General features: G+C 68.5%; 11 protein-coding genes. 7 read left to right on the top strand and 4 right to left on the bottom strand.

Annotated elements, in window-relative coordinates; translation table 11 throughout:
* Positions 1-25 precede the first annotated feature (25 nt).
* The 3 genes from ABD205_RS20310 to ABD205_RS20300 all read right to left on the bottom strand — a co-directional run bounded on the left by ABD205_RS20310 (position 26) and on the right by ABD205_RS20300 (position 3,572).
* Positions 26-2,038, bottom strand: coding sequence for an ATP-binding protein (locus ABD205_RS20310; protein ID WP_344048221.1), 2,013 nt, complete (start codon positions 2,036-2,038; stop codon positions 26-28).
* The gene (locus tag ABD205_RS20305; protein ID WP_344048040.1) at positions 2,038-2,292 is read right to left on the bottom strand and encodes a hypothetical protein; all 255 of its coding nucleotides are present in this window, start codon (positions 2,290-2,292) and stop codon (positions 2,038-2,040) included. Before ABD205_RS20305 ends, ABD205_RS20310 begins: the two co-directional genes overlap by 1 nt.
* Positions 2,293-2,537: 245 nt before the next feature.
* Complete coding sequence (locus tag ABD205_RS20300; protein ID WP_344048038.1) at positions 2,538-3,572, bottom strand: GlxA family transcriptional regulator; 1,035 nt, start codon at positions 3,570-3,572, stop codon at positions 2,538-2,540.
* A 307-nt stretch (positions 3,573-3,879) separates the two neighbouring features.
* On the opposite strand from ABD205_RS20300, the gene ABD205_RS20295 reads away from it, so the two are divergent.
* The 7 genes from ABD205_RS20295 (at position 3,880) to ABD205_RS20265 (ending at position 12,635) form a co-directional block, all read left to right on the top strand.
* Positions 3,880-5,508: a PucR family transcriptional regulator gene (locus ABD205_RS20295; RefSeq protein WP_344048036.1), complete on the top strand. Its 1,629-nt coding sequence runs from the start codon at positions 3,880-3,882 to the stop codon at positions 5,506-5,508.
* 82 nt (positions 5,509-5,590) lie between these two features.
* On the top strand, positions 5,591-6,544 hold the full coding sequence (locus tag ABD205_RS20290) for a serine hydrolase (protein ID WP_344048034.1): 954 nt from the start codon (positions 5,591-5,593) through the stop codon (positions 6,542-6,544).
* 43 nt (positions 6,545-6,587) lie between these two features.
* Complete coding sequence (locus ABD205_RS20285; protein WP_344048033.1) at positions 6,588-8,525, top strand: ABC transporter family substrate-binding protein; 1,938 nt, start codon at positions 6,588-6,590, stop codon at positions 8,523-8,525.
* Positions 8,526-8,598: 73 nt separating this feature from the next.
* Positions 8,599-9,585 (top strand): ABC transporter permease, encoded by a 987-nt coding sequence (locus ABD205_RS20280; RefSeq protein ID WP_344048032.1) that lies wholly within the window; start codon positions 8,599-8,601, stop codon positions 9,583-9,585.
* A complete protein-coding gene (locus tag ABD205_RS20275; protein ID WP_344048030.1) occupies positions 9,582-10,451 on the top strand; it encodes an ABC transporter permease in 870 nt (289 codons plus the stop codon). Before ABD205_RS20280 ends, ABD205_RS20275 begins: the two co-directional genes overlap by 4 nt.
* Positions 10,448-11,587 carry an ABC transporter ATP-binding protein gene (locus ABD205_RS20270; RefSeq protein ID WP_344048029.1) on the top strand — a complete coding sequence of 380 codons (1,140 nt, stop codon included), beginning with the start codon at positions 10,448-10,450 and terminating at the stop codon, positions 11,585-11,587. The genes ABD205_RS20275 and ABD205_RS20270 overlap by 4 nt, the downstream gene beginning before the upstream one ends.
* Entirely contained in the window at positions 11,580-12,635 is a 1,056-nt protein-coding gene (locus ABD205_RS20265) for an ABC transporter ATP-binding protein (RefSeq protein ID WP_344048028.1), read from the top strand. Before ABD205_RS20270 ends, ABD205_RS20265 begins: the two co-directional genes overlap by 8 nt.
* On the opposite strand, the gene ABD205_RS20260 is transcribed toward ABD205_RS20265, so the two are convergent.
* Positions 12,632-13,831, bottom strand: a complete 1,200-nt coding sequence (locus ABD205_RS20260) for an alanine racemase (RefSeq protein WP_344048027.1) — start codon at positions 13,829-13,831, stop codon at positions 12,632-12,634. The genes ABD205_RS20265 and ABD205_RS20260 overlap by 4 nt on opposite strands.
* Between the last annotated feature and the right edge of the window lie 2 nt (positions 13,832-13,833).

Here is a 13,833-nt window from a genome sequence, read left to right as displayed (position 1 = left end):
GACCCGCGGGCAGTGGCACCAGCCGTCAGGACGCAGGATCGAGGTCGGCGAGATCGTCCGACGTGGTCGGCGGGCGCTGTTCCCGGGACGTGTGCAGCGCGCGTCGATCGTCGATCGAGGAGAGGCACCGTTCGACGTTGCCTCGGATCGGCTCCGGGATCGTCCTGAGCGCGGCGGCGTGGACGAGGTCGCTCGCGAATGCCAAGCCGTCGCCGTCGCCGACGAGCAGCCCCAGCCCCAGCGCACGCTGCGTCGCGTCGGCGGCCTCGGTGAGGGAGTAGCCCATGCCGAGCACGTCCTCCAGGCGGAACCGTCGTCCCGCCACCGCGACGAGCGCGAGGAGACGGATGACCGAGTCGCCGGCCGCGTGCAGGTGGCTCGCAGCAGCGTCGCTCAGCGCTGGAAGAGGACGGCCCCGGTGGACGAGCTCGGCGCCGTCGACGACGGCGCGGAGCGCTTCGCTCACGAGTCCCGGAACACCGCCGGTGAGGGCATGCACTTCTTCGGCGGCGTGCGGCACGCCCCACCAACGCGCCAGCTCCTCGACGTGCTCGGCCGTGAGGGGGCGGAGGCGAAGACGGCGCGACGCCGGTCCCATGGCGTCCGACACGGCTTCAGCGCGGGCGTCCTGCGAGGTCACCGCAACGAGCACCGGCCGCGTGTCGACGGCGGACAGCCGGTGGAGAGCGGCGATCGTCTCGTCATCAGCCAGGTGCGCATCGTCGATGGCGATCAACACGGGCCGGCGGCTCGACAGGTTCATCACGAACGAGTGGAACGCCTCCAGCTGGCGGCGGGGGTTGATGACGCTGAGCGTGGGAGGGCTGGGCGCGAGGATCTCGGCGAACGCCGGCACGAGCTCGATCAGCGCGGTCTCGGACCCTCGCGCCGCGTCCCGGATGACGTCGTGGTGCTCGGTTGCGCAGTAGCGTCGAAGCGCGTCGGCCAACGGTTGCAGCGGCATCCCTCGCTCGTAGGTGGTGCAGCGGGCCATGAGCACGGCGCCCCCTGAGCTGTCGACGTGCGCGGCGAGTGCGCGCAGCATCTCGCTCTTCCCGCTGTCCGGCCCGCCGATCACCGCCAGCGGACATGATGATCCTCGGGCGATGGCGTGCCAGGTGTCGAGCATCTGTTCCAGCACATCCCCACGACCGACGATGTGTGCCTCCACGGGCGACCTCGGGAGCCTCGGGCACGTGACGGAGCGAACCTGTTCCGACGACTTCTGCTGCGGCATGGCGCCCGCTGGGTCGTCGCGGCTCGCCCCATGGCTCAGATCACCCCGCAGGATGAGGACGTGAAGGCGCTGGGTCAGCGGATCGGGGTCCGCACCGAGCTCATCGCGCAGTCGCCGCTGCAGTGCCGAGTAGGTCCGGAGAGCCGCGTTGCGCTCACCGAGCTCGTACTGGGACTGCATGAGCGCCCGCACGGCGTCCTCGTCGAGCGGCCCCGCCGCGGCGGCAGCGGTGGACACCCGGCGAGCGGCCTCGGCATCGCCCAAGGCCATGGCGCTCGTCCAACCCGCACGTCGCGCCCGGCGGATCAGGACGTCGGTCGTCGTCGCCAGATCGTCGGCGGCCGTCAGCGACCGCTGATCCTCGAGCGGGCGGCCGGACTCGAGGATCTGCAGCGCACGACTCGCTGCGGCGTACCCGAATCCGGGTTCGGTCTCGGCAAGGTGGCGCTCAGCTGTGGCGACCAGCCGGGTGGCGTCGTCGAGGTCGACCTGCCATCCGCGGGTCGTCAGCCGGTATCCGTCGTCGAGACGTTCCAGGCTCCGTCCGAGGACTCGCCTGAGGCGGCTCACCAACGAAGCGACGATCTGCTGGCCGTTCGGCGTCCCTGAGGGCGGCCAGAGCGCGTACACGATCTCGTCGAGACCGACCAGCTGATCGTGGTTGGCCGCAAGAAGGGCGAGGAGCGTCGTCGCGCGCCCTTTGGGAATCGGGATCGGGTCTGCCACCCCCTCGCGGTAGAGCGTCAGCGGTCCGATGAGCTGCAGGCGAAGGGCTTGTCCCTGGTCGACCGCGGTCGGCATCACGCCGCTGCTCCTCTGACCCTCCTGCCGGCAGCGGCAGCGGCGGCAGCGGCGAACGGGTGGTAGAACGCGTGCAGCGCCTTGCTGCCGTCGACGACGACCTGAAAGGCCCCTCTGTCGCCTTGGGTCACGGTGACGGCTACGTCGGTGCTCTGTTCGTCCCACCACAACGTCACCACCAGGCCGCCGCTCATCCGACGGGCCAGCTCGCACCGTTCCTGATACGGCGCAGTCTCGCGCACCATGTTGATCACTTGCCTATCTGTGTTGCGTCGCGATCCGGCGTCACTCGTTGTTCGGGGACGCTCGATCAGCGCGTTGTTCGATGTCGTCGGACTGTGTCCAGTCATTCGTCGGCTTGGGGTGTGATTCCGTGCCGACCTCGGCTCGATATCCAGGCTGGACCCGCGGCTGCGTGTCCACAATGACGCGCATTCCACAGATCCGGTCGTCGCCCTGACCGGCGACCCACCAATCCGGACATCGCTCCCGTCGACCGCTACTCGACGGCCGTCGGACCGCTCACCGGGACCCGGAAGAACGGGATGTCGTCGCCATCCATCGTCAGGTCCGGCACGACCATGCCCATCACGCCCGTGGTCCGGAACCGGCTCCGGTATGCGCCCGGGCTCACCCCGAACCTCTTGACGAATGCGCGGCGCAACGTCTCCTCGGATCCGAGACCCGACATCTTCGCCACCGCGCTCAGGCTGTCGTCGCCGGTCTCGAGCATCGCCCGGGCGACCTCGAGCCGGACCTGCTCGACGTACTCGCCGGGACGACTTCCGAGGTGCTGCTCGAACAGCCGCGCCAGGTGCCGCTCGCTGAAGTTGGCGCGAGCAGCCATGGCCGGGATCGAGTGGTCCCCAGCAGGATCGAGCGCGACGGCATCGAGGACTCGTCGAAGCGGTTCGTTCCGGACGGCGGGCGTGCTCGTCCAGACGCTGAACTGGGACTGCCCTCCGGGCCTCTGCAGGAAGACCACCAACACCTTCGCGGTGGTGCGGGCGACCTCCGCACCGAGGTCGTCCTCGACGAGCGCGAGAGCGAGATCGATCCCAGCAGCGATACCGGCTGAGCTGAAGGTGTTGCCGTCCCTGACGAACAAGGCGCTCGAGTCGACCTCGACCTGAGGGAACATCTTCTGGAGGGCTCCGGCGTGGCGCCAGTGGGTTCCGGCACGCTTGCCATCCAGGAGCCCTGCCGCCGCCAAGGCGAAGGTGCCGGTGCAGACCGACACGATCCGCCGTGCCGAAGGCGCCAGTCGACCGACCTCTCGGACCAGGTTGTCATCGAGGAGGAGGTCCCAGTTCGGAGAGCCGGCGACGAGGAGGGTGTCGATACCCTCAGCCGCCAGGTCCTCGAGCGCGAGATCGGCACCCAGCCGACTGCCCGTCGTCGTGATGACGTCCGCGCCGCCTGCGGTGGCGATCCGAGCGGCGTAGAAGTCGCCTTGCTCGTTGGCGACCGCGAACACCTCCAAGGGGCCGACGACGTCCAGGTAACGGACCCCGTCGAAAGCGACCACGATCACCGTCCGAGGCTTGGGTTGCGCCTGCCGAGGCATCCGCCCATTTTCCTGCCGCCTCACCGTTCCGACAACCTCGTGACGCTCGGGTGCTGGTCGTCGTAGGAACGTTCGCCGCCGATCCGGGTCGGCGCATGTCCGGAAGTGAGCGACACATGTCCCACGGGGGCGTCGCCGTATCTGCAGAGGCCGGAGAGCATCGGCCCTTGATGCCGCCTTGGGCTGGCGCCTCGAAGTCGGGCCGCATCTTCGTCGGTCGACACAGAAGTGCGCGCCGAAGGACTCCCCGCGGCCCGAGAGGTTCCCCACCCGAATGTATGCAAAGCCCAAGATCCAGCTGTCGCGTGTGCTGGATGCGCTCGGCGACACGTTCCTGGAGGTGGTCGCCGGGGACGTGCGAACTGCCGGCCACGTAGCGGGTTTCGACATCTTCGACCCCGTCGAGGAGACACAGGTCTCGCCCCGCGCGGTCGTCTTCGCGGTCGGTGTTCGTCAGGCGAGCGAGGTCAACGAGCTTCTCTACAAGGTCGGTCGATGGGATGCGACGGCGTTGGTCGTCCGGGCGCCGGTGCCGGTCACGCCACAGACCGAACGTGCGGTGCGGAAGTCGGGAGTGGCTCTGCTCGGTCTCACACGCGGGGCCTCGTGGGCCCGACTCGCTGCCATGCTGCGGACCCTCCTCGCCGAGGTGGAGACCGGCAACGAGCCGAGCGGAACGACCGCCGGCCTCCCGAGCGGCGACCTGTTCGCACTCGCGAACGCTGTGGCTGCGCTGATCGACGCACCTGTGACCATCGAGGACAAGAACCTGAACGTCCTCGCCTTCTCGGGGCGCCAGGACGAGGCCGACTCCTCGCGCTTCGAGACGATCCTCGGACGCAAGGTCCCGGAACACCTGGCCGCGGGGCTGGAGCGGTCCGGCGTGCTCCACGAGCTCTACGCCAGCAAGGGCGTGGTGATGGTCGACGCGGACGCCGTCGGAGCCGATGTCATCTCCAAGCCGCGCGTCGCCGTCGCGGTTCGGGCGGGCGACGACGTCCTCGGCTCGATCTGGGGCGTCGTCGACGGGCCCTTGACCGACGACCGGGCGACCGCGCTGAGGGACGCGGCCAAGATCGTCTCCCTGCACATGCTGCGCCTGCGAGCGGCAGGGGACGTCGAGCGACGCCTGCGGCAGGATCTCGTCGCCCGAGCTCTCGAGGCCGGGCCGACCGGGCCGGAAGCACTCAGCAAGCTCGGTCTGCTCGGCCGTCAGATCGTCGTGGTCGCCCTGGGTGTGCTGGGGCACGACCCCGAGGCAGGGAGCCAGTCCAGCTCGATCGCTCTGCGTCAGAGGCTCTCCGACGCCTGCGAGCTCCATCTGGCCGCCGTCGCACCGGGAGCGGTCGTGGCACTGCTGGGAGACGTCACCTACTGCCTCCTCCCCGTGACGGGGGCACCCGACTTAGCGTCGCACCGAGTCGCTCGCTTGATGTCGACCTTCGTCTCTCGGACCGCCTCCCGGCTGCCGGCGGTGGCGGCAGTCGGACCGGTCGCAGCCGATCCCGGGCGCCTCACCCGCTCCAGGGCGGGTGCGGATCGGGCACTGCGGGTCCTCCTCCAGGGACGCGGGAGTCGGCGGGTCGCGACCACGTCGGACGTGATCGTGGACGCGCTCCTGCTCGACCTCGCTGACATGGTGGCCGCGCGCGGTGACCAGCTCGAAGGCGCCGTCTCACGGTTGAAGGAGCACGATGCGAAGCACAACAGCCAGCTGCTTCACTCGCTTCGGTGCTGGCTGCAGACCTTCGGCGACGTCACGAGCGCGGCGGACCGTGCGTTCGTGCACCCGAACACGTTCCGCTACCGGCTGAGGAAGCTGTCCGAGATCGGGCAGATCGACCTCACCAGCGACGATGACCGCTTCGCTGCGATGTTGCAGCTTCGGCTCATGGGGGAGTGAAGGCACGCCGTCGAGCCGCACAACAGGCGCCGCCCAACGTTGGCGGAAGCGCCAATGAAGCAGCCTCGACCCAGCGCCCAGAGTGGTCGAGCGCGGCGGCGATGCCGAGCACACCACCAGTGAAGGAGCTTTCGTGGGCACAACGGATTCGACCGTGTTGGACCAGTGGCTGCGTGAAGCCGGCGCGGAGGCCGGCGCAGAGATCTTCGCGCACGCTCGGGACCTTCGTGACGGCAAAGAGGTCGGATGGAGGAGCGATAACCCGGTCGTGACCGCGTCGGTCTTCAAGGTGTCCGTTCTTCTCGAGTACGTGCGCCAGGTGAGCAGCGGAGAGCTCGACCCTCGGGAGCAGCTCGAGATCACCGACGCCGACCGGGTGCTCGGCCCGAGCGGACTCTCGGTCTTCACTGACGACACGAGGTGGAGCCTCCGCGATCTCGCCACGTCGATGATGACGGTCAGCGACAACACCGCGACCGATGTGCTCGTCGACATCCTCGGGCTCGACCGCATCAACAAGACCCTCGCCGACCTGGGGCTGCCCGGAACGGTTCTCGTGGGCGCCTGCCAAGGCATCTTCGATGCTGCCCTGGTGGAGTTGGGCGTCAGCGACTTCGCCCAGCTCGACGCCGCCATGGAATCTCTCGGGAGCGACGTCGCCGGCATGGCGTTCTGCGACCCGGCCAGGACGAACAGGTCCACTCCGCGGGAGTCGACAGAGCTCCTCGCGCGGATCTGGAGCGACGAGGCGGCGACTCCCGAGGCGTGCGCCGAGGCGCGTCGGATCCTCGGGCTCCAGGTCTGGTCGCACAGGCTCGCGAGCGGCTTCCCCGACGACCGGATCCGCGTGAGCGGCAAGACCGGGACGATCGGCGTCGCACGCAACGAGATCGGTGTCGTGGAGTATCCCGACGGGTCGAGCTACGCCATCGCGGTCTTCCTGCGCACCTCGAGGTTCGCCTATCGCCAGCCCGCCGCCGATGCCCTCATCGGGCGGGTGGCGCGCGCTCTGGTGGATCACCTCCAGCACGCCTGACTGTCGGCTGTGACCTTCGGGATCCGCGCGGACCACTGACGCCGTGAGCCGGGGCGCGCGACGAACGCCCCGGCTCGCGGTCCTTCCGACTTCCGAGGCGAGCACGCGGCGTCAGGCGCTCGAACAGATGCGGATCGTCGATCGCGACAGAAATCGCCGTGATTGTTCGGCCTCGGAGACAACACCCCGCCCCACCCGCCATGAATGGGTAGTGCCGAACCTGCCTTTCCGAATGGAGTGCCTTATGTGGAGTCGTCGATATCGAGCTGTCGTCGCTGGCGCAGCGTTTCTCGCAATGATGGGACTGGCATCTGCGTGCACAGAATCCGCGGATTCACGGAAGCCTGATGCCGGCGTGGCCGGAACTCGCGACCTGAACATGGTCAACAGTGCGGCCGCCGTGAAGTCCGGCGGAACTGCGACGTACACCATCACGCTGCCGATCACGAACTGGAACGTCCTCAACGCCGGTGGCGCCACCTACTCGGTCATCGACATCTCGAATCTCCTCGAGCCGAGCGCCTACCTCGTGCAGCCGGACGGCTCGGTCGTGATGAACGACCAGCTTCTCAAGAGCGCGACGGAGGTCAAGTCCGACCCCCAGACCATCAAGTACGAGATCAATCCGAACGCGAAGTGGTCGGACGGGACGCCCATCGACGCGTCGGACTTCATCTACAACTGGCAGGTGCAGGACCCCCGGCAGTGCCCGGCCTGCGCCATGGCCCTGGCCGCGGGCTACGACCGGATCAAGACCGTCACGGGTAGCAACGGCGGAAAGACGGTGACCGTCGTCTTCGACACGCCGTTCTCGGAGTGGCAGTCGCTGTTCAGCACTCTCCTCCCTGCCCACGTCGCCGCCACCTACGGCCCTGTGGGTACGCCGGCAGGCCGGGCGAAGAGCTTCAACGAGGGATTCGTCAAGAACCCGCCGAAGTGGTCGGGTGGGCCGTTCCGGGTCGACCAGTTCACGTCCGACGGATCTGTCGTCACCGTGCGCAACGACAACTGGTACGGCCCCAGAAGCAACCTCGACTCGATCGTCTTCCGTCTGATCACAGACCCTGCCGAGCAGCCGACGGCGTTGCGCAACGGTGAGGTCGACGTCATCTTCCCGACGCCGGGCGTGGACCTCCTGAAGCAGGTTCAGGCGATCGACGGCGTCGCGTACCAGATGAGCCCGGCACCGCAGGTCCGCGACCTCTACCTCAACATGAACGCCGACGCGCTCAAGGACAAGGCGTTGCGCCAGGCGATCTTCACGGCCATAGACCTGCCGGGCCTGGTCAAGAAGACGATCGGGCAGTTCGACCCGACGGCCAAGCCCCTCAAGGACCACCTCTTCCTCCCCGGCACCCCGGGCTACGCCGACGACGTGACCGCGCTCGGCTACGGAGCAGGCGACGCTGCGGCGGCGAAGGACATCCTCAAGTCCGCCGGCTACAGCGGCATCGGGACCAAGCTGGTGGCTCCGGGCGGGAAGGCGGTTCCCGAGCTGCGGATGCCGGTCTCCAACGCGAACTCCCTCGCGAAGGACGAGGCGCAGCTGATCAAGGCGGCATTGGCGCCCCTGGGGATCACCGTCGCCGTGAAGCCCTCGCCGAACCCACTGGGCAACCTCCAGGACGGCACCTGGGAGATCCTCGACGGCACGCTCGGGGAGAGCCCGTTCGTGGCATCGATGAATCAGGCGTACTACAGCAGCTGTCCGACCGGGGTGAAGTTCTGCAACTTCAACGTCTCGAACTACGGAAACTCCGAGGTGGACAAGCGGCTTTCAGGTGCCCTCTCCACCCCTGACCCGGCAAAAGCGATGCAGCTGCTGAAAGAGGCGAACGGCTTGATCGCGGCCGACTATGTCGTGCTGCCCCTTTATCAGCAACGCTACTTCCTCGCCTACAAGACGAGCCTGGCGAACATTCGCAACGCGTATTCGTTCCCCACCTACAACTCCGAGCAGTGGGGTTTCCGCAAGGAATAGCTCGCCGGTCACATGCAGGGTTCTCGGGCCCTGCAGGCCTTCGTCCAGCCAAAGTGTGGAGAGGTAGCCTCACGTGCTCATCTATGGACTGCGACGACTGGTCGTCTCGGTGCCGATCGTCTTCATGTCGACGTTCCTCGTCTTCGTCATGGTCTCCCTGTCGGGGGATCCGCTGGCGAACCTCAAGAGTCGAACCCCTCCCGTGTCGCCGCAGGTCATCGCCGTCGAGGGTCGTCGGCTCCACCTCGACCACCCGCTGCTGGAGCGCTACGCCATGTGGCTCGGCGGCATCGTGCGGGGCGACTTCGGCCCGTCGGTCGCTGCCAACGAGAGGATCGGCCCCGAGATCGTGGCACGCCTCGGTGTCACACTCCGCCTCATCGCGGCGGCGTTCGTCCTGGCACTGCTGCTCGCCGTCGTCGCAGGCGTCATCAGCGCGCTCAAGCAGCACACGTGGTGGGACCACGGCCTCAGCTTCCTGGCCTTCGTCTCGCTCGCGATGCCGTCGTTCTGGTTCGCCGTCCTCCTGAAGGACGGTGGCGTCCAGCTGAATGCAGCGTTCGGCCGCCAGATCTTCTCGACTGTGGGGGAGAGGTCGGTGGTCGCTCCGGACGGTGTCGTTCCCCGGTCCTTGGACGTCCTGGGGCACTTGGTGCTGCCGACCCTCGCACTCGCCATCGTCTCGTTCGGTGCGTGGAGTCGCTACCAGCGCGCCTCCATGCTCGACGTGCTGACGAGCGACTACATCCGTCTCGCGAGGGCGAAGGGTCTCAGTCGCAGGCGGGTCATCGTGCGGCACGCCCTGCGCAACGCGCTGATCCCGCTCGTCACGGTGACCGCCCTCGATGCGGCTGCGCTCCTCTCCGGGGCGGTCCTGGTCGAGACCGTGTTCCAGTGGCGCGGGATGGGCGACTACCTCGTCGTCGCCATCAAGCGCACGGATGTGTATGCGGTGATGGCCTGGCTGGTCATCGCCGCGACAGCCGTTGTCGTCTTCAACCTCGTGGCTGACCTCCTCTACGGCATGCTCGACCCCCGGATCCGAGGCGAGCGGCGATGAGGGGCACACAGTTGCAGCGGCGTCGGCCGCCTCGCCGGCTCGTACGCCGCTTCCTGGCGCATCGGCCGGCGGTGGCGAGCCTGGTGGTTCTCACCATCGTCGTCGTCGCCGCCTTCGCCGTGCCGTTGGTGTGGCAGTACAGCTACGCGGACATCACGCCCGACAGCTCCGTCCCGCCGTCGCTGGATCACCCGTTCGGCACCGACAACCTGGGGCACGACGCCTTCGCCCAGGTGCTCCGCGGCATTCAGCGGTCGCTCGAGATCTCCGTGCTGGTCGCCCTCGTGTCCGGGTTGGTCGGCACCGTCTGGGGATCGCTCGCCGGCTACTACGGAGGCCGGGTGGACAGCCTCCTGATGCGGACGTGCGACCTCGTCCTCACCCTCCCTCTCCTCGCGGTCGCCGCCGTCCTCGCCAACGCGACCTCCGGCTCGTGGTGGCTGGTCGCTCTCGTGCTCAGTGCGCTGTCGTGGGCGCTGATCGCGCGCGTGGTGCGTGGGGTCGTCCTGAGCGTCCGGGAGAAGGAGTTCATCGAGGCAGCGCGTGCGCTGGGAAGCACGGACCTGAGGATCATCGCGACGCACGTCGTGCCGAACGTGGTCGGCCCGGTCACCGTCACGGTGACGATCCTGCTCTCGACGGCCATTCTGGCCGAGACCGCCCTGTCGTACCTCGGGTTCGGGGTGCAGGCGCCCGACGTGTCGCTCGGCCTCCTCGTGAGCGCCTCCAGCACCGCAGTGAGCACCAGACCGTGGCTGTTCTACTTCCCCGGCCTCTTCATCATCGTCATCGCACTGGCCGTCAACTTCATCGGTGACGGCCTCCGCGAGGCACTCGACCCGAAGCAGAATCGAGTTCGCAGGTGAAAGCTCCCGTCCGCATCACGCCACCGGTCGCGGAGTCGGCCGGCCCGCCTGGCGAGGACCACGTCCTGGTGGTCGAGGACCTCACGGTCCGTCTGCCGACGGAGACCGGTCTGGTCGATGTCGTCCGCGGCCTGAACCTGACCCTCCGGCGTGGTGAGACCCTGAGCGTGGTCGGTGAGTCGGGCTCCGGGAAGTCGGTGACGGCGTTGGCGATCATGGGCCTGCTTCCGAAGCACAGCGTCGTGACGGGGTCGATCAAGCTGGCGGGACGGGAGCTCGTCGGGGCGTCCGAGAACGCTCTCCGTGCTGTGCGGGGCAACAACCTCGCGATGATCTTCCAAGATCCGATGTCCTCGTTGAACCCCGTGATGCGCGTCGGGCCGCAGATCGCGGAGGCCGTGCGTGCCCACGGCTCCGTCACGCGCGCCGAGGCTGCGGACCGAGCGGTGGAGCTCCTGACGCTCGTCGGCGTGCCGAACGCCGAGGAGAGAGCACAGGACTACCCGCACCAGTACTCGGGCGGAATGCGCCAACGGGTCGTCATCGCCATCGCGATGGCCAACCGCCCCGACGTCATCATCGCCGACGAACCGACGACCGCGCTGGATGTCACCGTCCAGGCGCAGGTCTTGGAGTCGCTCGCCAAGGCGCAGTCCGAGTCGGGAGCGGCCATGCTGCTCATCACCCACGATCTCGGTGTGGTCGCGAGCCTCGCGGATCGAGTGCTCGTGATGTACGCCGGCCGTGCCGTGGAGCTGGGAACAGCCGACGAGGTCTTCTACGACACACGGATGCCCTACACCGTCGGGTTGCTGGGCAGCGTCCCACGACTGGATGCACGACGCGGTTCGACCCGCTTGACACCCATCCCCGGCGCACCGCCCACCGTCGACCGGGAGTCGTCCGGCTGCTCCTTCGCGCCGCGATGCCCCATGGCCTCGCCGCCGTGCGACACGAGGCCGAAGCTCCTGCCCGTCGGCGCGGCGGGCCACCTGGCGGCGTGCCACTTCACCGAGCGACTTGCCGGAGTGGCGCCGGCGGACCTCTTCGGTCGTGGCGCGCCTTCGCAGCGAAGTGCGCACCGCGAGGGGCCGGGCCTGATGCTCGATTCGATCCAGGAGGAGACCCGTGGCTAAGAAGTCGACGACCAGACACCTGCGGGACGCAGCGGAGCCCATCCTCTCGGTGCGTGACCTCGTCGTGCACTACCCCGCCAGGACAGGTCACGTGGGATCAGGCGCCGAGGTCGTCCACGCGGTGTGCGGGGTCACCTTCGAGCTCCACCAGCAGGAGACGCTTGCCATCGTGGGGGAGTCCGGCTGCGGCAAGACGACGACTGCCCGGGCTCTGCTGAACCTGCGACAGCCCACGAGCGGTCAGGTGCTGTACGACGGCGACGACCTGGCGACTCTCAGCCCGAAGGCCATGAGGCGCCACCGGCAACGCCTGCAGATCGTGTTCCAGGACCCGCTCGCCTCGCTCGATCCGCGGATGACCGTGCGCGAAGCGGTCGCTGAGCCCCTGCGGATCCATCGGATGACCGGCGCGGGCTACCGCGAGCGTGTCGACCGGCTCCTGTCGTCGGTGGGGATCGATCCGCGGGACGCGGACCGGCACCCGCATCAGTTCTCGGGGGGCCAGCGGCAACGCGTCGCGATCGCGCGGGCGCTGGCTCTGGAGCCTCAGGTCGTCGTTCTGGACGAGCCGGTGTCGGCCCTGGACGTGTCCGTGCAGGCCGGGGTCCTGAACCTGCTCGACGAGCTTCAGGCCGAGACGGGCGTGTCGTACATCTTCGTCTCGCACGACCTGTCGGTCGTGCGTCACATCGCGGACCGGGTCGCGGTCATGTACCTCGGCAAGATCGTCGAGATCGCGTCCTGTGACGAGCTCTTCGAGCACCCGTCGCACCCGTACACCGAGGCGCTGATCTCGGCCATCCCGATCCCGGACCCGCACCGTGAGAGGGCACGGGAGCGCATCCTGCTCGCCGGTGACGTCCCGAGTCCGATCGACCCGCCCGAGGGCTGCCGGTTCAGGACCCGCTGTCCCAGGTTCGCGAACCAGCTGACCGAGGCGGAGCAGGCGGTGTGCGCGACTCGTCCGCCGGAGCTCGTCGAGCTCGACGCGTCCCACGCGTCCGCCTGCCACTTCCCGAGCGCCGTACGGGCCGGCGCGTTGCTCTAGAAGAGAGGCGACGCGAGGTCCACCGGGCGGTAGTGCCGGTCGACGACCGGAATCTCCCGCCACCGGTCGAACGCCCCGCACGGATGACTGATGCCGAGTCCCACCCGGTCGCCCGGCGCCACGCGAGCGCCGACGGGCAGGACGACGTACGCGTGCTGGTCGTCGACGCGGCGCACGTACGCCTCCGGCAGCGGAGAGCGCGAGCCGTCCGGTTCGAAGACTCCGAGGACCAGCGGGAGCCTGTCGTCGGTGGGTGCGTGGCGCCTGCCGAAGTTCAGGATCGCCAGGTCCGGCTCGGGCCGCGAGACCACCGTCGCGATGAGCTCCAAGGCCGGGATCAGCCTGTCCTGCCCCGTTGCTCGTCCGTCGAGGGGTGAGGTCTCGTGGTAGATGCCGTGGTCGTGCGCGACGTAGCAGCCACTGCGAAGGATGGTGAGGACCTCGAAGTCGAAGCTTCGTGGGCCGACGTGGTCGACGACGAAGTCGAAGTACGAGCTGCCGCCCGCCGAGACGATCGGACGTTGTCTGAACAGGCCGTCACGCGTACACGCGAGCAGCAGGTCGCGGAGGCCCTGCAGGTAGGCGGGCAGACCCGGTGGCACGACCATGCCCTCGCGCGGCAACAGCCCCTCGTAGCCGGCCACCCCGCGAAGCTCGACCAGGGGCGACGTCGTCACACGACGCGCGAGCTGAGCGGCGGCTTCGACGGACCGTGCGCCCGTACGTCCTCCCGCATAGCCGAGCTCGACGAGGACGCCCACCTGACGGTGACGCCCACCCTCTCGGGCCAGCTGGCCCTCCAGCCGTTCGAGCCCGGCCACACTGTCGACATAGCACAGGAAGTCGTCGTCCGAGCGGCCTGCGGCGAGATGCCGGCTGAGCCAGGAGACGTCGCGGTCCTCGACGACCTGGTTCGCGAGGAGGATCCGACGGACACCGAGTCCGACGAGCTGCCGTGCCTGCGTCACCGATGCCGCCGTCATCCCCCAGACGCCGCTGCGGAGCTGCATGTCGATGACGTACGGCGCCATCGATGTCTTCGCGTGGGGCGCGAGGTCGACGCCACGCGAGCGACAGAAGTCCTGCATGCGGGCGACGTTGTTGCGGAGGGCGTCGACGTGGAGCACCAGCATCGGGGGCGTGCCCTCGACCAACACGCTCGTTCGGCGGTTGTCGTCCATCGCGTCCGTCGTCATGT

The sequence above is a fragment of the Nocardioides panacihumi genome (genome assembly GCF_039530925.1).
Classification (GTDB): domain Bacteria; phylum Actinomycetota; class Actinomycetes; order Propionibacteriales; family Nocardioidaceae; genus Nocardioides; species Nocardioides panacihumi.
Note: the sequence above shows the minus strand (reverse complement) of the source record. Positions and strands in the feature narration are given on the sequence as shown.

What these genes read in the sequence shown, in the direction of transcription:
- ABD205_RS20260 (WP_344048027.1), bottom strand. Translation starts at nt 13,831, where the DNA reads ATGACGACGGACGCGATGGACGACAACCGCCGAACGAGCGTGTTGGTC.
- ABD205_RS20295 (WP_344048036.1), top strand. Translation starts at nt 3,880, where the DNA reads ATGTATGCAAAGCCCAAGATCCAGCTGTCGCGTGTGCTGGATGCGCTC.
- ABD205_RS20310 (WP_344048221.1), bottom strand. Translation starts at nt 2,038, where the DNA reads ATGCCGACCGCGGTCGACCAGGGACAAGCCCTTCGCCTGCAGCTCATC.
- ABD205_RS20275 (WP_344048030.1), top strand. Translation starts at nt 9,582, where the DNA reads ATGAGGGGCACACAGTTGCAGCGGCGTCGGCCGCCTCGCCGGCTCGTA.